This is a genomic window from Lewinella sp., from assembly GCF_050633125.1.
Lineage (GTDB): Bacteria > Bacteroidota > Bacteroidia > Chitinophagales > Saprospiraceae > Lewinella.
This window is the reverse complement of sequence record NZ_JBOEFX010000091.1, coordinates 35,466-57,682: the sequence shown is the minus strand read 5'-3', so window position 1 is coordinate 57,682 and position 22,217 is coordinate 35,466. Positions and strand designations below refer to the sequence as shown.

Genomic DNA, 22,217 nt, shown 5'->3' with positions numbered 1-22,217 from the left:
AGATGACTCTTACCAAGGTTCTGATTTAGTCTTTGATGATTTAGCTACTATCGAAAGCGTTTTTTGGGGATGAAAAGTTCCTTCAGGCTCGGGTGAGAAGGTAAAAACAGGAAGCTACGAAGGGAAGAACGAGTAGCTAGTGGACCTACTTGTAAGTTTCGTTATACTAAGTCGCCGCTTATTTTGTGCTTGGGCGAGGAGCTGAACCCGGAGTGTAGCCATAGCTACATGAGGATTTCAGGGACGAAGCGCAGGTGCAAATAAGCAAGGCTTGGATGTAACAGAATTTACCGGTTGATCCACTATATTGTCATCTTGGGTTCCATTATTACAATTCTCTTAACAGTATAGCATCCAGAAAACGCTTACCTTTGGCATTGAAATAAGCATAATCCCCTTAGAACCAACACAAGATGAAGCAATTTTTACTCCTTACTTTTTCTCTTCTCCTTAGCATGCCGCTACTGCTCAATGGGCAAATTACCTTGGAGAGTACCGACTATTTTCCAGCCATTGGAGATACTTTACGTACTGTCACTGATAATGCGCCAACTGGTGTAAGTATTACGACTCCTGGTGGAAGCCAAAGCTGGAATTTCACAAGTCTACAGAATAGTTTTTCACAAGAATTAGCTGTTGGTGATCCATCTGGAGGAACCTCGGCAGGCAGTTATCCTACGGCAAATGTTTTAATGGATCAAGCTGCTGGTGGTGAAGGTTATTATATCTCCAATAGCACCCAGTTTGCGATCCTCGGATACGCAGGAACGGATCCTTTAGGGCAAGGTTTTGAAGTGAATGCTCCCTTCATTCCTGAGTACGTGGAACGTTGGGCACCGCTGAATTTCTTTGATTTACGGAATCACGAATCGGCACTTACTATTGCTATTGCCGCTGACGATATCCCCGGAAACATATTTGATGGCCTTCCTATTACACCTGACTCCATCAGAGTAAGGGTCGCAACAACCAGAACAGACTTGGTAGATGCATGGGGAACCCTCAGTATTCCTGGCGGTGATTATGACGTGCTACGCGAGAAGCGGACCGAATATCGGGATGTACGCCTGGATGCTAAAATTGGTCCTTTCCCATGGGCCGATATTACCGACCTTGCATTAGACGCATTGCCTATTGATGCGCTCGGGTCAGATACAATTGTTACCTACAGCTTTTGGAGCGATGATGCCAAAGAAGCTATCGCTGTGATTAATGCAGACCCTACCGGTACACAAGTAGAGCGTGTTACTTATAAGGACAACGGTGTGGTTAGTAATAACAATACGGTTGTTGTTTCAGCACCTTCTTTTTCTATTTACCCTAATCCGGCTATCGTTAATACTCGTTTTGAGTTCAATAACGTACCTGTAGGCAACTACACGATGGATGTTTATAACCTGGCGGGCCGCTCTGTTTGGCGCGATAGTTACCGGATGAATGGCCATCATGTGGAGAACTTTAATGTTACTCGCCTCAAAAAAGGTATGTACCTCTGTGTGTTGAGTAACGATAAAGGGGAAAGAATCGGGGTTAAGCGCCTGTTAGTAACAACACCATAAAACAAGTTGAAAATATTTCTTCAGGAACAGTATATAACACTGGAGTATTTTAAAAATGTGTGTTTCTGTAAAGCAGGGGCACACATTTTTTTGTTGTGAACAGTAGGCATACGAAGGCGCTTAATTAGGCTTTCGCCAAAAGAAGAAAGCCGGCTTTAGAGTAGACATATATTTATTTATGCAAATTTAATGTCTTGGTCTCGCAACCTTAGTTATTGGACCCCGTATAAGCCAGCAAACGGGACAGAAAATGAAAAGGTTGGTATGGATATTTGCTGTCACAGCTATGTGTACAGTCAATGCCTGGTCGCAAACAGAAGCGGATCAGGCGCTTCTGCTTTTGCAGGCTACTCAACCTAGTGCCTTTTATCTTGATGATGCTACGGAAAATATTTCCTTTTTGCGTTGGCAGAATCCTCTGTCTTTTCCCTCCTCTAGTCGGTTTTCAAAAACCCAGGACTTTCTGTCTATCTATGGGCCTGCTTTTGGACTAAAGTCAACTGCTAGTACTTTTCAACTCCTGAAAGAGGAGCGTGATATTGCGGGGAATTATCACTTACGATTACAGCATTTACACGAAGGCATTCCTGTTTTTGCAGGAACGCTCAATTTTCATTTCAATGCGGCGCTAATGCTGACAGGAATGGACGGAATGGTTCTTCCACGAATCAACGCATCTTCAGCAACGCTCGTTTCGTCAGCTCAAGCGAGGCAAATAGGAGTAGGGTGGTTGAATAAGCATTATCCCAATGTCGATCAGAGTGAATTAATACTTACCAACCCAAGCTTACATTGGTTCAAAGAAGGCTTGGTGCAGGGGCTGAATGGAACCGTAAAACTTGCCTACTATCTTGAAGTGAGTAATCGACAGCATTTACGCGAATACTTGCTAATCGATGCACGAGAAGGTATTGTTATAGAACATTTTCAAGGAATATGTGAGCTTGCTGAAAGGCGGCTTTTTGTTGGTAATACCAATAACCCTGTATGGCAAGATGGCGATGCTTATCCCGCTGACCTTTCTTTTTGGCAGCAGCAACAGGTGCATACGACCGAGGAAGTTTACTACCTGTTTAAAAATACCTTTGGCAGGATGTCTTATGATAACCTGGATGGTGACTTGTTATTGGTCGATCAGGCCAGTTTCCTTGACTGTCCGAATGCGAGTTGGAATGGTTATACCACCAATTTCTGTAGTGCCACCAGCAGTGATGATGTCGTAGGGCACGAATGGGCCCATGCCTATACCGAGTATACCAGCAATTTATTATACGCTTGGCAGGCCGGAGCAATCAATGAAGCTTATTCTGACATTTGGGGAGAAACCCTGGATATTCTCAATAGTTCTCCGGAAGAAAACGAGTCTCGAACAGCATGTGAAAGCGGAGATCGTTGGCTGATCGGCGAAGAAGCTGCTGCTTTGGATGGAGCGATTCGAGATATGTGGAATCCCGCTTGTTACGGTAAACCGGGAAAGGTAAGCGATACGACCTATCATTGTTCTCCTCAAGACTTTGGCGGAGTGCATATTAACTCGGGTGTTGTTGCACATGCGTATGCCTTGCTTGTTGATGGTGGTACTTACAATGGTTATGATATTACAGGCATAGGTCTGGATAAAGCGGCTCATATTTTTTGGCAAGCACAAGCTTATTACCTGGGGCGGACCTCAGATTTTGCAGTGTTAGCTAATGCGTTGACTGCTGCCTTTGCTGATTTGCGGACAACAGAACTTAGCCTCCTTAGCATTACCGAAGAGGGTAACTCACTACCAGGAATACAGTTGAATAGTGCGGATAGCCTCGCTTTGCAACAGGTGATTCAAGCTACGGAATTGAGGCTGGCACCCAATTGCATTGATTTTAATGCTTCGCTACAGGCCAATCCCCCTTCTTTTTGTTTGGTTGACGGAAATGAATTTACGCCATTCTTTACGGAAGATTGGGAAAACGGAGCCTACGATTGGTTGTTGAGTGCGCATCCTAGTCATGCTGAAAGTTGGGCCTCAAGGCAATGGGCCTTGACAGCGGAAATGCCAAAAGGAAGGCCAGGGCAAGGTATCTATGCTACCAATCCTAATATTGGTGATTGTGATACCTCATTGAATAATGGGATACTCCGGCTACAGAGTCCTATAATTAATATCTCGAACGAATTAGAAGGGCGTGTTTACCTCACTTTTGATCACTACTTTTCTTTGGAAGAAGGTGTTGATGGAGGGAATGTGAAAATACAACAGAATGGTGGTAGTTGGATGACGATACCTACAACGGCTTTTCTGTATAATACCTATTCGGATATTTTACCTCAGCCAGGATTTACGGATAATCCTTTAGCAGGGCAAAGGGTGTTTTCTGGTGCTGATGAAGGAGCTGTTACAGGAAGTTGGGGAACCTCTCAGGTTGATCTAACGGTTATTGGCGTACAGCCAGGTGAGACCATCCGTCTACGATGGGAGTTGGGGACCGATGGCTGTAATGGCTGGGATGGCTGGTATCTTGATAATGTGAATGTAGGTACCTGCGCTGCCAGGATACTACCGGTGGAATGGGCGGGCTTCGAAGCCGAGCTCCAAAACAATGGAGTATTGCTGGAATGGTCAACTTTATTAGAAGAAAACAATGCCGGTTTTTACATTGAGCGTAGTACCGATGGCCGGTTGTTCTCGGACTTGGGGTTTGTGCCAGCAGGGAATACATCGGGCAGTGAGTATAATTACAAAGACCTTCATTTACCCGTAAACACGGTCTATGTGTATTACCGTTTAAGGCAAGAAGACTTGGATGGACACAAATCTTATTCGCCAATCAGAAGAGTGAAATTAGATCCTGATAATCAATGGAGGGTTTATCCTAATCCGGCACAAACGACCTGTGTGCTTAGTTTTCCTACTGCACCATTCCTATCGGCGGCAGTGAGTCTACGTGACCTAAATGGCCGACAGCTTTGGGGGCTCGCCGATTGGCAGCCAGCTACGGACCTTTCTATTGATGTGCAAAACATTCCTGCCGGGGTTTATTTACTTCGGGTGCAAACAGAAAGCAATAGCTATTCCCGACGGATACTCGTCGAGTAAGGATTGCTGATTGTTAAATTTGTTAATAATACAATATCCCCGATTGGGCTTAAAAGACTTGTTCTGCTGAGGATAGTTTGGTGGGAAAATTGATGCATTATCGACCACATGAAGCCTTTTTTGAGGAGCCTAGCCTTAGCTAAGCAACTCAAAAAAGGCACAGTGTGGGAAGATGAGGCGCGATTTGCCCCCGATTTGCTCCCGGTAGAACAAGTCTAATATGTTAGAAAGCTGTTAACTCCCGTTAAACAGGGTTAAGGCACTAGCGTGATGTGTGACCTGCTTGTATATTCGTGTCGTTGGAACATAAGGAATTAATCACCCACAAAAACAGCCCGACATGAAATCCTTGCAAATTGTAGTCATCTGCCTTTTAGCTTTTACTGGTTTGACTGCCCAGTCTGAAGAAACCCTTTTTAATAAAACCAATCTGAATTTATCTGGAGCCTGGGGCTCAGCAGCTTATAATTTCGCTAGCTTCAATGGTGACGATTGGACCTTGATTCGTGGTGGTTACGGCGGTATAGAACTTGGCCGTGATCTATTTATCGGATGGGGGGGCTACGAAACCCGCGATAAATTCACTGTTGATAATGGAGGCCCCAATTTGAATTTCAAATACCACGGTCCTGTTATTGGCATTGCACCCAATTCGGTGAAAATGATTCACCCTCGCTTTACTTTTATCACGGGTAGTGGAAAAGTATGGACCAACGAGAGTAGCCAGAGCGACCGGATGTTTGTATTCCAGCCTTCTGCTGGATTTGAATTTAATGTCTTCCAGTGGTTTCGTTTAGGTTTTGAAGGAGGTTACCGTTTTGTTGGTAGCAGCGATAAATTCGACCTCACCAGTGGCGACTTGTCTGCCCCTTTTGCCCAGGTAGAAATGCGTTTTGGCCTAAGCTGGGGAGACTAGGTACTTTTAAAAAAGTTATTCACCACAGATTAGCACTCCAAATATTGAGCAGAAAACAAAATCGCATTTTGTTTTCTGCTGTTCCCAAGAGATCCCATTATAATTATGCCGCCCTATTAACACCCCACAAAACCAAGTTTAATTTGCCTCCTAGAACCCCTTAAAATCCTTCTGTTTAAAGCAGAAGAAGTTACTATACCTTAATAACCCAATACACTATACCGGCATGACCTCACTGAGCGTCGTGCCGGTTTTTTTTGCTGGATACTCACCAGATACCGGATTTTTATATCTTTGCCTACGCAGTTTTATCTGTATCCAGTTTTCATCCTATGTTACAAACTTTGACACCGACAGTTATCATCAGCATTATCACCGGTTATTTTCTGGTGCTAATGGTTATTTCTTATTTCACCAGTAAGGATGGTAATAGCAATGAGTCGTTTTTCTTGGCGGGCCGGAAATCACCTTGGTTTCTGGTAGCTTTTGGAATGATTGGTGCCAGTTTGTCTGGCGTTACTTTTATATCTGTTCCTGGTTGGGTTGGAGAGATAAATACTACGACAGGCAAGACACAGGGCTTTGCTTATATGCAAATGGTAATGGGCTATCTGTTGGGTTATGCCGTTATTGCTACCGTTTTGCTTCCTTTATACTATCGTTTAGGTCTTACATCTATTTACGAATTTTTAGAACAACGCTTTGGCCGTTATTCTTATAAGATAGGTGCGTTTTACTTCCTTATTTCGCGCATTATTGGAGCCTCTTTTCGTCTTTATTTGGTGGCTATAGTTTTACAGGAATTTGTAATGAATGCCTTTGGTATTCCTTTTCCTGTTACGGTGCTTACGACGATTCTCCTGATTTGGGTTTATACCTTCAGAGGAGGCATAAAGACCATCGTTTATACGGATACGCTACAGACTTTATCTATGTTGATGGCTGTAATCCTAACTATTTTGGGTATTGGGCAGGCATTGGAAACTGATATCAGTGGTTTAGCAGAAATGGTTTCAAATAGTAACTACAGCCAAGTCTTTTTCTTTGAAGGAGGCTGGAGTGATCCTTATAATTTTTGGAAGCAATTTTTAGCGGGTGCATTAATCACGATTGTCATGACTGGCCTTGATCAGGACATGATGCAAAAGAACCTTAGTTGTAAAAGCCTAGGAGATGCGCAAAAGAACATGTTTACTTTCAGCATCGTTCTATTTTTTGCAAATATTCTTTTCCTTTCTTTAGGCGCATTACTTTACATCTACGCTATGCAGGTGGGGATTGATATTCCGGCAAGTACGGATAAGTTGTATCCGATGATAGCGCTGCAGCACTTGTCGCCTTATATTGGAATATTGTTTATCATAGGTCTGATTGCTGCGGCATACTCTAGCGCCGATTCAGCCTTAACGGCCTTGACGACATCATTCTGTGTTGATTTTCTTGGATTTGGAAAGAAAACGGAAGAAGAGGATATTCAGAATGCTCAGAAAAGAAAACGATTTTTAGTTCACATCGGCTTTTCTGTGGTACTGTTAATTGTGATATTGATTTTTAATGCCCTGAATAATGATGCTGTAATCAAGCAGTTGTTTACGGCAGCGGGTTATACCTACGGGCCTCTTCTTGGCTTGTTTACATTTGGGATGACGACAAACCTCAAAATCCGGGAAGTCTTAGATCTTAAATCTTTTAGCTGGGGCGGAAAACTTCCCCCTTTCTTGCAGAAAGTAAACCTGGTCATTCTGGTTTGCTTACTTGCACCTTGTTTGTCTTTTGTGATCGATAGCTATTCTGCTGACTTGCTTTATGGTTTTGAATTCGGTTTTCTTATTATCGCCCTTAATGGCTTTCTGACCTTCCTCGGGCTGCTTGCTATCTCGTATCATGACTACGAAGATCAGCTGGATAAGCATGAGCCATATCAAGAATAAGGAACTTAGGAACCGTAACTTACTATAATCGTTAAGTTTTCACCTCCGTGAAATTTAGCAAGATATTCTTACCTTGCGGCGATTTTACGCAATGTATCAGAATAACTATTGACCATGTCGAAAATTCGTGCAGCCATTACTGGTGTTCAGGGCTATGTGCCTGAGTATGTTCTTACCAACGCAGAGTTGGAAACAATGGTGGATACCAATGATGAATGGATAACCTCCCGAACGGGAATCAAAGAAAGGCACATCCTCAAAGGTGAAAACCAAGGTACTTCTGTCATGGGGATTGAAGCGGTTAAAGGATTGTTGGCAAAAACCAATACAGACCCTTCGGAAGTAGAGCTTGTTATTTGTGCTACGGTTACACCTGATATGCAGTTTCCGGATACTGCCAACCTGATTGCAAATGCATTGGATATCAATAATGCTTTTTGCTTTGATGTAAATGCAGCATGTTCAGGTTTCTTGTATGCACTGACCGTAGGTGCGCAGTTTATTGCCAGCGGAAAGCACAAGAAAGTGATTGTCATTGGTGCTGATAAAATGTCCTCTATTGTTGATTACACCGACAGGTCTACCTGTATCATCTTTGGCGACGGTGCTGGAGCAGTTATGCTAGAGCCTGACACCAGCGGTAACGGCATCATTGACTATACTCACAAAAGTGACGGTTCAGGGTCAGAGTTTTTGCACCTGAAAGCAGGTGGTTCTATGAAGCCTGCCTCTGTTGAAACGGTTTTGGCTCGTGAACACTTTGCGTTCCAAAATGGCCGACCAGTATTCAAAGCAGCAGTTTCCGGGATGAGTAGTGTGGTTGGAGAAGTTATGAAAGCCAATGACTTGGAAATTGATGATATCAAATGGCTGGTGCCTCACCAAGCAAATATTCGCATCATCGAGACTGTTTCTCGCATGGCTGACTTTCCGATGGAACGTGTGATGGTGAATATTCAAAAATATGGCAATACTACTGCCGCTACGCTCCCGCTTTGCTTGTGGGATTATGAAGACCAGCTTGAGAAAGGAGATAATGTTATCCTTACCGCATTTGGTGGTGGATTCACTTGGGGAGCCGTTTATTTGAAGTGGGCGGTATAGCGAAATATAGCTATGAAGATTTACCAACTTAAAATTACCCTTCAGGGGTCGAGTAAGCCTCCTATCTGGCGGCAGATACTCGTTGCTTCAACCATCAATTTTCAGGAGCTACACGCAATTATTCAAGGTGCGATGGGATGGACCAACTCACATCTTCACGCATTTACGGATAGTAGGCGTAATTTTTTTATTGGGATACCGGATAACTCTGGGATGATGGACGTTACAGATGGACGGACAAAAAAAATCAATACACTGCTAAAGAAAGAGAAAGACCACGTTCTCTACGAATATGATTTCGGAGATGGTTGGATTCATACCATAGAATTACAAAAAATCCTTCCAGTTGATGATAAATTGCGCTACCCCTATCTTCTAAAAGGAAAAGGAAGCTGTCCGCCAGAAGATTGCGGCGGTATTTGGGGATACTACAACATGGTCGAGGCCATCAATGATCCCAAACACCCTGAACACGAAGACCTTGTCGAATGGACAGGATTAGAGTATTGGGATGTTAATGAGGTTGATCTGGAATTGCACAGGGAAGAAACCTGGGATGCATTTGACAATGCCAAAGGTTTCTACGGAATGATGTTTTAGCTTCCTCCCAAGTCTAGAGAAAGGCCTTCTCTTAAAATGCGACCTCTCATCCTAGGCCGGAACTTACTTCTGTTAGAACTGCCAATATTTGACCTCTACCGAGGTGCTTGAGCTGTGGCTAATTTTCTTAGAGCGCTGTTGCGTTTCATTTGGGTATCGTATTTGTGCGCGCAGGCCAGCGGCCGGAGCGCGGGGTGCGGAGCAACCAAGGATAAGCTGGTGAAGTGGTAGGGCGCAGCGCAGCAAGCCCTAAGAACGGAACAAGCGGTAGCGCACGAAGTGCCGCTATAGCCCCGAAAATGCGTTGACCTACTCTTTGTTATACCTGAATAATCACCTTTTATAGTTGCGTTTTTTAGTGTTTTTTAGTTTTTGGCACACCTTTTGCTTTACCTCTGGCAAAGGAAGTATATAATTTTCTTTAATAGTTTAAAATCTGGTTACGAGTGTAGTGTGCGCTATGTAGCCCTGATATAGCTATGCCCAAGCATGAGTCATTTCTATTGAACACGATTAGGTGAGCTGCCGGCTTACCCAAAAACAACCAAGCATGAAACGCAAACAAGAAGAGTGGCGGTCCCAGGCTCACTTGCAGCGAGGCCCCTCGCCGAAAAGGCTACAAAAGATGAAGCAAGAAGAAAAAAAGCGTGTGCTACGGGTAGTTCACGTAAAAGAAGAACCTAAAGCTGATATTGTTTGGCCAGGTATACAGCGAATGCTGTTTTTGCCTTGCCTGTTGTTGCTTTTATCCATCAGTGGATGGTCGCAAACCCCTACCGTTTTTCTAGGGACAGATGCGGCTACAGGAGCGCAATGCCATTGCCTGAACAATGCTACCACTTTGGCGGACGGGCAATTTGCCGATACCATAACTATCGTAAGCCCTCCGGGAGAAACCTGGATGGTGACGAATAATGTTGGTGCTTTTACAGAAGGAAGTGCTGCTCCTCCGGCGGCACCTACCCCTGTTGGTATAGGGCAGGTATTGCCTGAAGTAGCCAATGGTGTTTACCAACTTATTATCAGGCATGTTGATGCATCGGGTTTTACCCTTTTCTTTAATAATGGATCAACGACACTTAATATTAGCAATACTTGCTATTATCCGAATGTTGCTTTCCAGGGCTTGCCCGATACGATTTGCCTGACCAGTAACCCAGTGATGCTTTTAGCACAAAACAACGGAGTTGCCGGTGTTGGTGCTTTTGCAATTGAAGGGCAACCGGCCACTGTCTTTAATGCACAAGTGCTTGGGGCGGGGACCTATACCGTTACTTATACTTTTGATGCCTTGACGGGAACACCCAATAATCCGAATGATCCGGGGTGTGTATCTACGATTAGTAAGGAGGTTGTTGTTCCGAGTCAACCTAATACTGCTGTCGTAGCGGTAGTGAATGTAACCCTTGGGCAAGATTGTGAAGCCATTATCACACCGGAAATGATGCTATCGGGTAACTATCCATGTCTTGACGACTTTATCATTACGGTCTTTGACCAAAACGGCATTGCTATTGGCAATACCGTAAATGGCACACATGCCGGTGAGCGACTGAATGTGAGGGTTACGTCAGAGGCAGGCCAATTTATTGGTGATGGGCAAATAGATATTTTTGATGTAGATGCTCCATCGATTACTTGCCCTCCTGGAAATAGTATGCCTCAGATAGCAAATGATGTACAGCTGATAGATGGTACTGTGCCTAACACATCGCCTTTATTCATTCCTAATAACTTTGCCTGCTATAACCCTGCTGTGGCGCCGATGAGCGGACAGCACTATTATACCTTAAGGGAAATAACGGTGGATGAAACCGATACTTATACGATAGAGTTGAATATGGACCTTCCGAATGGTGGCGTATTTGGTATTTACCAAGGGAGTTTTAACCCATTTCAGGGTCCGTGCCAGGGAATTGTAGGTGTAGGAGAACCCTTGCCAGATGGAGAAGGATACTATACTACGGTTGATGCGGTAACCCGTCTGCATGTGATGCTGACACCGGGCATGCCCTACACGCTATTGACGATGGCCTATGATGGCAACCAGTTGGCCAACTACCAGTACGCTATTTATAGTGAAGGGACAGGTCGAGTGAATGGTTTTTCTAGCATTCCTGCCACGATTCAATTGCCCTTGTATTGTAGTAGTGTGCCAGGCTTGATCAACAATCCAGCGAGTGTAGATTTACTGGGCGCTCCGGTAGTTAGTGATGCTTGTATGCTCAATCCACCGGTGACTTTTACCGATCAGTTTGTCAATGGTGGTACTTGTGGCGTTTCTACGATCACCCGTACCTTTACGGTAACGGACCAGGCAGGGAATAGCAATCAGTGCACGCAGCAGATCAATTTTTCGGCAATTACGATGGAAGATGTCAACTTGCCGCCCAAGACGTTCAATATCTCTTGTGACGAAACTTATCCTACGACGCCTGGCGGAAACCCGCACCCTTCCCTGACCGGTTATCCTTTTGTGATTACGGCTGGAGGTGTGTTTGATATTGCGCCAGTTTACTGCAATATGCTATCGAGCTTTGTGGATATACCTCGCGTATTGGTATGTACTGGAACGGAGCAATTTGTCCGTCGCTGGACCATCTTTGACGATTGTGGTAGTACTGCGCTTGTTCAGTTTGATCAGACGATCATTATTGGTGACCGAACCGGACCAATGATTAGCTGTCCGGCACCGGATACGGATATGGATGGCTTGCCTGATACGTTGATTTACGGCACGCAGGGAGCTAGCTGTACAGGAACCCTGGAAGTACCGTTACCTAACGTCACTGATAATTGTAGTGGTTGGACGGTAAGAACCGAGGTGGTGACCCAGTTACAAGTACCTATTCTGAATCCATTTGGACAGGTTATTGGTTTCGAAACAGAAGTAAGCGTTTTTGCTACGATCCCTCCTAATGGTAGCCGAATTGTTGCAAACGTACCGGTAGGGACCCACTTTTTCCGATTTATTGCCACCGATGATTGTGGAAATAGTGCTCAGACAGAGTGCCCGTTCCGGATAGAAGACTTTGCGATACCGACAGCCGCGTGTGATGATTTGATTCATATTTCCTTGGGAGGAGACGGCGTTGGTGTGATAACCGCACAGGATATTGATGAAGGAAGCTCTGATAACTGTGGGCCTGTAAGCTTGCAGGTGAGACGGGAGATTGATTTCAATCCAGCAAACTGTGATGATATTGCTCCGACCGTTACGGATTGGGGGCCATTTGTAAACCTTTACTGCTGTGAAGTAGGAGATACCGTTACGGTAAATCTGTTGGTGACCGATATTGTAGGAAACTTCAATACCTGTTCTGGACAAGTAGTTGTAAGTGATAATACTGCACCAGTATGTCTGGCTCCGCAACCGGTGACGATTAATTGTTCGGAGTTGCCGGAAGGCGCAAACCTAAACAGCACTAGTGTGCTGGAAGCACTCTTTGGGTCAGTACAAGCCATTGATGCCTGCCAGGGGGCACTTGCAACGGAGCTTACCCCGCAAGTGGATATGCAAAACTGTGGACTAGGCTCCATTATTCGACGATTTCAGGTGAGTGATATTGCAGGGAATACCAGCAGTTGTCAGCAAATTATCAATATTACAACGAATACCAATTATGAGATCAAATTCCCGCGCGATGTTATTGGGGATTGTGTTGAACCAGGTGCAGATACTTTGATTATAAATAATTTTGGCTGTGATGACTTTGCAGTGAATAGCACCGATATACGCTATGATGTTGTGAATGGAGCTTGCTATAAAATATTGAGAACCTATTCGGTGATCAACTGGTGTGAATACGATGGATTTTCAGCGCCTGTTGAAGTTCCTCGAAATGCGGGTTGTCAGGCAGAAGGAGGAATGGAAGATGTATGGGTAATTCGTAGCCCTAGTGGCACGACTTATCTGGATGCAGATAACAATCAAAACAATAGCTTTCCTGCAGCAGGCACTCGTCCTATTACCTGTGATGGCCTTAGTAACCCTACGGGCTATTGGAGAACCATCCAGAGTATTGGTTCGTGGACCTATACTCAGGTAATTAAAGTGATTGATACGACAGCACCAGTGGTGACGGCTACCAATCCAGCACCTTTCTGTACAGCAAATAACACCTGTGAAGGGAGTGTAAGCATAGACTTTAGCCTCGCCGATGGATGTGCAGCCTCGCCTCCGACGTTGACGATAGCAATCGACTTGTTTAATCTCGGACAATTTACAACTAGCGCTGCGCTGACAGGAACTTTCCCGAATTATCAGGTGAGTGGTACGTTTCCTGTGGGTAATCACCGATTGCGGATAACGGCGAATGACCAGTGTGGAAACTCAGGAAGCAGAACTGTCGATTTCTCGGTGGCGGATTGTACTACTCCTGGATTTATCTGCAATTCCAGCATGGCTGTACCGCTGATGCCTCAGCTACCCGGTGTGGATGCTGATGGTGATGGCGATGATGATTTGGCCGCCGCCGCAGTAACGGCAGAAATGTTCCTGAACAGTGTTGGGGAAGATTGTTCTGGCCCGCTACGCTTTACGATCCACCGTGTAGATCAGTTGGATAATGGTAGCGATGTACCGTTTCCAAATCATCCGGCACTGGTGGTGACTTGTGACGAGATAGGGTTTATTCCTGTAAGGATTTACCAATGGGACAGTGCTTTCAACCCAACGGCCGTACAGCCAGACGGTACGGTAGGCGGCCCTAACTATACGACCTGTGATGCCTTGCTGCAAGTACAAGACAACAATAATATTTGTACCACATCGACGGCAATGGGCACCATTTCGGGGCTGATTATTACCGAAGAAGGGGTGCCTGTTTCTGGGGTCGAAGTGAGCCCAAGAGAAGATATGGCCTACGACATGATGATGACGGAAAATGATGGCCTTTACGATTTTGAATTGGCGATGCAGGAAGGTTATGACATTCAGCCTTACAGTGCAGAAGATTATATGAATGGGGTGTCTACGATTGATATCATTTACATCTCCAAGCATATCCTGGGGGTAGATCCATTGGATTCTCCTTACAAAATGATAGCAGCGGATATCAATCATTCCAACACGATTAGTACCCTTGATTTGGTGCATTTGCGCAAAGCTATTCTGGGCATCACCCAAGGATTTCCGAACAACGAAAGTTGGCGCTTTGTGGATGCGGGATACAATTTCCCGAACCCAACCAACCCGTGGCAAGAAGTGTTTCCGGAAACGGTAGATGTTCCGATGCTGAATAACAATGTCTACGGTGCCGACTTTATCGCGGTGAAAGTAGGCGACATCAACGGCAACGTACAGGCCAACCTCCATGATGGTGGCGATGAGCGAGCAGTAGGCAACACCTACTACCTGCGTACGGAGGAACACGAATTTGAAGCTGGAGAAACGATAGAAGCGGTCTTCACAGCTGCCGACTTACTGGATGAAGTACAAGGTTTTCAGTTTACCCTCCAATTTGATCCTGGAAAGATCGCATTGGAGAACATTGAATGGAGCCAGATTCAGCCTGCTCATGTAAATCAGGAACAAGCCGACCGAGGTATTCTGACGATCAGCTGGGATGCCAGCCAGACGGAGCAGTACCTGAGCCAGGAAGAAATGACCTTCTTTATCCTACGCTTCAAAGCACAAATGGATGGCCGACTCAGCGAAAGCATCGGTATTACCTCGCGGATGCTATCTGCCGAAGCTTATGGCCTCGACGATAGCTTGCGCGAAATAGGCCTGAACTTTGCGCCAGTAGCGAAATCAGCAGACGGGTTCTTCCTGGAGCAAAACCGCCCCAACCCCTTTGGTGACCAGACGATCATTGGCTTCCAAATCCCCGAAGGTGGGCAAGTAACCCTGACGATATACGACACCAACGGCAAAGTAGTACGTGCCTACCAGCAATACTACACCGCTGGCTACAACCAAATATTGGTGGATGCTCAAGACATTGCCGCCCGCGGCCTGCTCTACTATAAGCTGGAAACCGACCAGTATGCAGCCACCAAGAAGATGGTGATTTTGGAATAAAAGGGAGCGCGTGCCGCGCCCGTAGATGGATAATTAGGTAGAGGGTAGAGGGATGTAGCTACTAGCGAGCATTTATCTCTATACCTTCTACCAGAAATCCCTGTACGAGATTTGGAGACAAATCTCCCTAAAGACGTAATTTTTTTCATCTGTACATCTCGTTGTACAAAATTAGGTGTAAACCGATGTGGAATGGGTTTTAACACCGCCGGCCGGCCCCCGCTTTTTGGGGGTCGGTTTTTTTGGGGTTGTAATGGGCTGACTTTGCTGTGGCGACTTTCTTTGTTCAATAACTTTTAAGCCTTCCGTCAATATGTAGCAATTGCTTTTCTTTAACTTTGGGTTTGTTAACCGATTCTCTCTCTTCTGTTTATTGCTGTTGTATGGATAAATTAATTATTGCTTGCTGTGTTTTGATTGGGTGTGCCGATCATCTGAAGTCACAAGACTTTTATATTATTGATACACTATATGCCCCGCCGTTATTCGCAGAGAATTCTAGGAAAATAATCGACCTAAATACCTGCGAACTTTCTACTACAACTACAGATTTTAATCCTCTAATTGTATCTTTTCGTCCCTTAGATATGACCATTACTGGCCAGTATGGGATTAATATGCCTGTTTCTCTATCTATTGATTATGATCCAGCATTTAATAATGTTCCAGAAAATGTAATAGTGTATAATTCATGGTTAGTTTTCACTACACCTGGAATAGGGCCGCTTATTAGCCCAGAAGCCACTCCCAAAGGCATAGCCACCGACTACAACTTTGAATCCTACCTGGTCGGGGATTATTTGTCACATATCGACGATATCAATGATGTAGTGACCCCTTTGGGTATGCTCCCTCCTGGGCAAAGACCCAAAGGGCAAATGACCTTTAGAGAAGNNGAGTTTCTACTATCCGTCGGTCAATAATGAGTTGATACAAATAAAAGTAGCAGGAACGGATTTTTGGATGCGATCCTTAGGGAGCTTACCCGATACAATTAACTACGGAGGCGTTTTTTCAATTCCTTATGCCTGTGACAGCACGGATACTTACGTCATTCATCATAACCCTGATGGTGATGCCACGATCTACCATCTTGCAATTCCATCACTAGTACTTACGCAGAATTGTACTATCCCCAATAAACCGAGTGCGGCTGCGCATGATGGGGAAAATACCTTACCAGATTGCAGCAATTACGCACTAGACCTCGACCTTAATAACCCAACCGAATTAAACCGTTATGATTCCATCTGCACGGGTACCATTTCCTTATTAGATAACCCAATCCAATTATCCCCTGATCTGGAATTTGACTCTATTACGATCACCTTGCAAAATCCCATTGATAATCCCAATGAGCTGCTGAGTGTCACGGCTACTCATCCCGAAGTGGTCATTGACGGCCAAAACTCAGAACGCATCACGCTGGCAAGTACGGGGTTTACCAAGGCCGGGCCACTATTAGAGGTGTTGGCCAGTTTAAACTACACCAACAACAACCCTACGCTTGGTCAACGCATTATCGAGGTTGTCGCCTTTCATCCTTTCTACGGAACGGTCACGGCTTTTATCTATGTAGAAATCACGACTACAGGGTCGGCAAATATTGTAGCAGCATTGAATGAACCGGGTTGTTTTGGTGGTGCGGACGGCAGCATTGATCTAAATATTACGGGTACAGAGAGCTATGCACTGATCTGGGACAATGGGGATACTGATCCGCTTTATCCTAATCTGAGCACAGGTACTTACAGCTATCAATTTACGGATGACGCAGGGTGTATGTACAATGAAATGCTTTTCCTTGACCAGCCGGATACCCTGACTTTGACCATCACCGCCTTCCAGGATACCATCTGTGGCCCCAACGGTATGCTTACCGGAATGCCAATAGGTGGTACGCCCGATTATTCTTTTGCCTGGAGTTCGGGGGCTACCAACCCTTCTGCCAACATGCTCTCTAGTGGTACGTATGATTTGGTGGTGACGGATGCTAATAACTGTTCGGCTGATGCCAGTTATACGCTTTATGCTACCCCACCACTAAATGGTCAGTTGGAAGATGTTGCCTGTTTTGGGCAGACGGTAACGATCAACAACCAGTCCTTCACCCAAGACACCGCCTTCCAACAGCTTCTCACCACCCCCGCAGGCTGCGATTCGCTGCTTGATGTACAACTCACTTTTTTCGATACCTTTTATAGCTACTCCGCTTTTGAGCTTTGCCCTGGTGAGAGCATCAATCTCTATGATCTGGTGATTACGCAAGACACCAATTTTACCGTCGCTTTGCAAACGGTGAACGGCTGCGATTCTTTGGAATATTATGAAATAAATCTGCTGGATACGCCAGTGACCCCTTCGGCGGTAAGCATCTGCGCGGGAGAAAGTTATCCCTTTACCGGGCAGTTGTTTACGGAAAGTGGGGTTTATTACGATACTTTGCAAGCTGCAACGGGCTGCGATAGCCTCGTGGAGCTTACGCTTACTGTCCATGCTTTGCCAACTCCCGCTATCGTAGCGGATGGTAGTCTGTGTAATAGCGGAGCCGCAACGTTGGCTACCAGCCTTCCCTATGCCAGTTTTTCGTGGAGCGACGGCACCAACGGCGCTAGCATCGGCATCAATACCCCCGGTAGCTACGCAGTGACCGTGACGGATGACAACGGCTGTAGTGGAGCAGCCAGTCTTGCCGTCACTGATAATCCTCCCAGCGTCGATTTTACGGTGGAGCATCCTGCTTGTCCTGACGGTGTGGGCGTTTTACAAATCAATGAAGTTGCAGGCGGTAGCCCTCCGTATCTATTGGTAGAAACAGGACAGGAAGTTTTTGCGGGCACCAACGTCAACGGGCTTGCGCCTGCGAGTTACACGTATACCTTGCAGGACGCTAACAGCTGTTTGGTCGCGCTGGATTTTTCGGTGATGGCCGAAAATGCGATTGCGGTTGATTTGCCACCGAGTTTGTTGATCAAGCTGGGCGAAAGTATTCTCCTGCCGGTGAATGCCTCTTTCGTACCCGGTTTTATTGAATGGTCGCCACCTTTGGGACTGGATTGTACGGATTGTCTGATGCCCTTGGCCAGTCCTACAGAAACGATGCGCTATTTTTTATCCTTAGCGGATGACCAAGGTTGTAGCTGGGAGGGCAGTATGCTGGTAGAGGTGGCCATTCCCGGCATTTATATCCCCAACGTATTTTCCCCAAATAATGATGGGAACAATGACCAGTTTGGTCCGATATTCAATGATGTAGTTCGGTCAATCAGCGTATTTTCCATCTTTGACAGATGGGGAGCGCAGATCTTCACCGCCAACGATCAACAAAGTACCTGGGATGGCCGCATCAATGGGGCATCTGCCGCCCCTGGCATCTACGTCTATTTTATCGAGTGGGTTGATCTGGCGGGGAATTTGAGGAAGGAGACGGGGGAGGTGCTGTTGCTGCGGTAGGAGGTGTTGCATCACAAATTCTTGTTGGGAAATCTCTGAAAATGAGTTAGTACACTCTTATCAGATTCAGATTATATCATAATTACAATGAAGAGCATCTTTTTTTATACCTCTATTATTCTAGCTAATGTGATTGTTGTTAATCTTATTGGTCAAAACATGGAGTCTCCCAAAGGACTTCTAAATGGAATAAGAAGTGAATTGTTTAGTGAGGCTGGGAAAGAGAGCGAAATTCATGCTTTGCTGGGATGCGAAGAAATGAGAATTTCTCAAAATCAAACCTTTACCTATAAGATACCTAACCCCAAAAAGGTTCAACAGCTATTTATTCAATTAATAAGTAATCCATTAAGTTCCCAGGAGTTTAATGAGTTGATTGACATATATGATGAATACGAAAATGTGTTCCGCAATAATTGGGAGCAGCTATTTCATGATAACCTATATCCTTGTGAAATAGCAAATCAACAGTACCAATACCTAGAAATGTTTGAAGAAACTATACATTCCGTAGCGTTTCGGAACATGAACCTGTCACCTGGAGCGCAACTTTCATACTATCTAGAATACCTTGGAAACCATCATCAATATTTCATGCGTCGAGGAGAATGGGCTGCAGCAATTAGAGATAGAAAAATTCACTCACCCTATTTCAGATATCTAAAAGAAAATCGTTTGGATGGTCAACCATTTGGAGGGTTTCAGTTTATCGATCCTTTTATTGAGAGCATGGGGTATTTACTAATTGAAAATCAAAAAGATGGTTTAAAAGATGGGGAGTACTTCGTTCCTTCTAGAGATGAACGTTACTATTTTCTTCGAGAGACATTCAGATTAATAGGTAGGGTTGGAAGCTTGCAACAAAAAAAATTACTTATCGAGGTATTTATACAGGCGGGAGATGAACTTACAAGTTCAATGATCTATAATCATTTCTTAAACATAGCTTATTATCTCACAGATGAAGAGACCAATGAATTAAAAAGCTTCATCTGGGAAAGATATGTTACGTCTGTAGATGACAATAGAAGACTCACTGGGCTTACCATCATGATATATTTTCCTTCAGATGGAGTTGTTGATCAATTGTTAGAATTAACTAACAAAGTAGAGTTACACACAAGAGACTTAGAGCTGATAAGGGTCAATTTGAATCAGTTTCTAAGACAACCAGAGATTAGTGAAACAACGAAAGAACTTATTCGGCAAGCGCTCAACTAAAATACTAATGAAAGAAATGAGATATACCTTTAGCCTTAATACTTCTATTATTGGGCGCTGTTGCTTTTTCTCAGACAGACCACTAAGCTAACCGCATAGTACATTGATGTACTTGATCAATCATGGGTTGCAGGAAGTGGAAACGGTGCTTCTGCGTAGAAAATAGCCCCTAATCGACGCACAATTTGCGTAGAATAGCTGCTGCTTTTAAGAAGTAGGTGAAAGGGTTAACTACGAATTAGTAGGTATGGTTAACTTTCTTACACCGCATTCAAGCCCTCAATCACAACGTTTTTTACATTCATAGCGTTTATCCTCTTTTATTCTCCTATTTTTGCAGGAAACTTCTGTATATCCCTCCACATGAGTGAGCAAATCAAACACGAGTGCGGTATAGCCATGATCAGGCTCCGCAAGCCCCTTTCTTTTTACCAGGATAAGTATGGTTCGGCCCTTTACGGCCTCAATAAGCTGAAATTATTGATGCAAAAGATGCGTAACCGTGGGCAAGATGGCGCTGGCCTGGCTACGCTGAAACTGGACATCCAGCCTGGAGAAAAGTACATTAGCCGTAAGAGAAGCAATGCTTCCAATTACCTCGATGACTTGTTTGAAAAGGTATTTGAACGGTTCACAAAACTAAGCCCCGAACAGCTTGCTGATGCTGAGTGGCTGAAAGCGAATCTTCCTTATACGGGAGAATTGCTGATGGGCCACCTGCGCTACGGTACGCATGGCGATAACAGTATAGAAACCTGCCATCCGTTTTTGCGGCAGAATAACTGGATTCCTCGTAACCTTATCCTGGCGGGCAACTTCAATCTGACCAATGTAGATGAGTTGTTCCAGGAGCTGGTAGAACTGGGCCAATACCCCAAGGAGCTCAGTGATACGGTAACGGTACTGGAAAAAATCGGTCACTTCCTAGACGACGAAGTACAGCGCCTGTTCAATTGGTTTAAGTCAGATGGATATACCAATCGGGAAATCAATGACCTCATCTTTGATAAACTCGACTTGCAGCGGCTATTGCGCCGAGCCAGTAAGAAGTTTGATGGTGGTTATGTGATGAGTGGCCTTATCGGTCATGGTGATGCATTTATGATGCGTGACCCTAATGGTATTCGACCTGCTTATTATTACCAAGATGAAGAAATAGTAGTAGCAGCCAGCGAGCGGCCAGCGATCCAGACGGCCCTCAATGTGCACATTAGTAAAGTGAAGGAAATTCCGCGCGGGCATGCACTTATTATAAAACGGAATGGTGTTGCTGCGGTAGTTCCTTATACTGATCCGGGAGAAAAACTAGGTTGCTCTTTCGAGCGAATTTACTTTAGCCGTGGCAATGACCGGGATATTTACCTGGAACGGAAAGAATTGGGCCGTAGATTAGCAAAGGCTGTTTTGAAGAGCGCCAATAATAACTTCAAACGGACGGTGTTTACATTTATTCCAAATACGGCAGAGATCGCTTTTTATGGACTCGTTGATGGCCTCGAAGACGAACTTAACCTGCACAAAGCGGAAAAGATAGCGGCTTTGGGCAAAAATATCAATCCAGATAAGCTGCGCAAGGTGCTAAACCTTCGGGCGCGGGTCGAAAAAATTGTGGTCAAGGATGCTAAGGTGCGTACCTTTATAGCAGATACGACCTCCAGAGGGGAAATGGTTTCGCACATCTACGATGTTACTTATGGTATCGTGGAAAACGAAAAAGACACCTTGGTACTGATGGATGATTCGATTGTTCGGGGTACGACCATGCGCGACAGTATCATTCAGATTGTCTCTCGTTTGCGGCCAAAGAAAATAATTATCGTTTCTTCTGCCCCACAAATCCGCTATCCTGATTGTTATGGGATAGATATGTCGAAGATGAATGAATTTGTGGCATTCAGGGCACTTGTGGCTTTGTTGAAAGAAAATAAAAAAGAACATCTTTTGCAGGAATGCTACGACCGCTGTGAAGCGCAAGAAAAGCTACCGAAAGAAGAGATGACCAATCAGGTCAAAGTCCTCTACGACGAGTTTACTTATGAGGAGGTATCTGCAAAAATTGCGGAAATTATCACTCCTCCTAACATTAAACCTAAAGTAGAAGTGATTTACCAAACGATTGAAGATTTGCGGGCTTCTTGCCCTGGGAATAGTGGTGACTGGTATTTTTCCGGTGATTATCCTACGCCTGGAGGGAACCGTGTCGTCAATAAATCGTTTATGTATTTTATGGAGGGTAAGGACGAAAGGGCGTATTAGTGCTCACTCGACCAAAGGTCGGGATCACGGCTGTGTTCATCCCGCTTCTCGGGATTCACGGTAGTGCTCGTTCCTC

General features: G+C 44.8%; 10 protein-coding genes. All 10 read left to right on the top strand.

Annotated elements, in window-relative coordinates:
• Positions 1-413: 413 nt before the first annotated feature.
• The 10 genes from ACRBG0_RS19535 (at position 414) to ACRBG0_RS19490 (ending at position 22,141) form a co-directional block, all read left to right on the top strand.
• On the top strand, positions 414-1,559 hold the full coding sequence (locus tag ACRBG0_RS19535) for a T9SS type A sorting domain-containing protein (protein WP_431488538.1): 1,146 nt from the start codon (positions 414-416) through the stop codon (positions 1,557-1,559).
• A 250-nt stretch (positions 1,560-1,809) separates the two neighbouring features.
• Entirely contained in the window at positions 1,810-4,635 is a 2,826-nt protein-coding gene (locus ACRBG0_RS19530) for a M4 family metallopeptidase (protein ID WP_431488537.1), read from the top strand.
• Between the two features lie 340 nt (positions 4,636-4,975).
• Entirely contained in the window at positions 4,976-5,551 is a 576-nt protein-coding gene (locus ACRBG0_RS19525) for a hypothetical protein (RefSeq protein ID WP_431488536.1), read from the top strand.
• 332 nt (positions 5,552-5,883) lie between these two features.
• Positions 5,884-7,482 carry a sodium:solute symporter gene (locus ACRBG0_RS19520; RefSeq protein ID WP_431488535.1) on the top strand — a complete coding sequence of 533 codons (1,599 nt, stop codon included), beginning with the start codon at positions 5,884-5,886 and terminating at the stop codon, positions 7,480-7,482.
• A 114-nt stretch (positions 7,483-7,596) separates the two neighbouring features.
• The gene (locus ACRBG0_RS19515) at positions 7,597-8,586 is read left to right on the top strand and encodes a beta-ketoacyl-ACP synthase III (protein ID WP_431488534.1); all 990 of its coding nucleotides are present in this window, start codon (positions 7,597-7,599) and stop codon (positions 8,584-8,586) included.
• Between the two features lie 12 nt (positions 8,587-8,598).
• On the top strand, positions 8,599-9,186 hold the full coding sequence (locus ACRBG0_RS19510) for a plasmid pRiA4b ORF-3 family protein (protein ID WP_431488533.1): 588 nt from the start codon (positions 8,599-8,601) through the stop codon (positions 9,184-9,186).
• Between the two features lie 550 nt (positions 9,187-9,736).
• On the top strand, positions 9,737-15,211 hold the full coding sequence (locus ACRBG0_RS19505; RefSeq protein WP_431488532.1) for a T9SS type A sorting domain-containing protein: 5,475 nt from the start codon (positions 9,737-9,739) through the stop codon (positions 15,209-15,211).
• A 963-nt stretch (positions 15,212-16,174) separates the two neighbouring features.
• Positions 16,175-18,664 (top strand): gliding motility-associated C-terminal domain-containing protein, encoded by a 2,490-nt coding sequence (locus ACRBG0_RS19500; protein WP_431488573.1) that lies wholly within the window; start codon positions 16,175-16,177, stop codon positions 18,662-18,664.
• A gap of 87 nt (positions 18,665-18,751) precedes the next feature.
• A complete protein-coding gene (locus ACRBG0_RS19495; RefSeq protein ID WP_431488531.1) occupies positions 18,752-19,885 on the top strand; it encodes a hypothetical protein in 1,134 nt (377 codons plus the stop codon).
• 363 nt (positions 19,886-20,248) lie between these two features.
• Complete coding sequence (locus ACRBG0_RS19490; protein WP_431488530.1) at positions 20,249-22,141, top strand: amidophosphoribosyltransferase; 1,893 nt, start codon at positions 20,249-20,251, stop codon at positions 22,139-22,141.
• Positions 22,142-22,217: the final 76 nt, after the last annotated feature.

Excerpts from the sequence above, each read along its gene's own strand:
- ACRBG0_RS19530 (WP_431488537.1), top strand. The coding sequence starts at position 1,810 with ATGAAAAGGTTGGTATGGATATTTGCTGTCACAGCTATGTGTACAGTC.
- ACRBG0_RS19520 (WP_431488535.1), top strand. The coding sequence starts at position 5,884 with ATGTTACAAACTTTGACACCGACAGTTATCATCAGCATTATCACCGGT.
- ACRBG0_RS19510 (WP_431488533.1), top strand. The coding sequence starts at position 8,599 with ATGAAGATTTACCAACTTAAAATTACCCTTCAGGGGTCGAGTAAGCCT.
- ACRBG0_RS19535 (WP_431488538.1), top strand. The coding sequence starts at position 414 with ATGAAGCAATTTTTACTCCTTACTTTTTCTCTTCTCCTTAGCATGCCG.
- ACRBG0_RS19505 (WP_431488532.1), top strand. The coding sequence starts at position 9,737 with ATGAAACGCAAACAAGAAGAGTGGCGGTCCCAGGCTCACTTGCAGCGA.
- ACRBG0_RS19515 (WP_431488534.1), top strand. The coding sequence starts at position 7,597 with ATGTCGAAAATTCGTGCAGCCATTACTGGTGTTCAGGGCTATGTGCCT.
- ACRBG0_RS19500 (WP_431488573.1), top strand. The coding sequence starts at position 16,175 with ATGCGATCCTTAGGGAGCTTACCCGATACAATTAACTACGGAGGCGTT.
- ACRBG0_RS19495 (WP_431488531.1), top strand. The coding sequence starts at position 18,752 with ATGAAGAGCATCTTTTTTTATACCTCTATTATTCTAGCTAATGTGATT.
- ACRBG0_RS19525 (WP_431488536.1), top strand. The coding sequence starts at position 4,976 with ATGAAATCCTTGCAAATTGTAGTCATCTGCCTTTTAGCTTTTACTGGT.
- ACRBG0_RS19490 (WP_431488530.1), top strand. The coding sequence starts at position 20,249 with ATGAGTGAGCAAATCAAACACGAGTGCGGTATAGCCATGATCAGGCTC.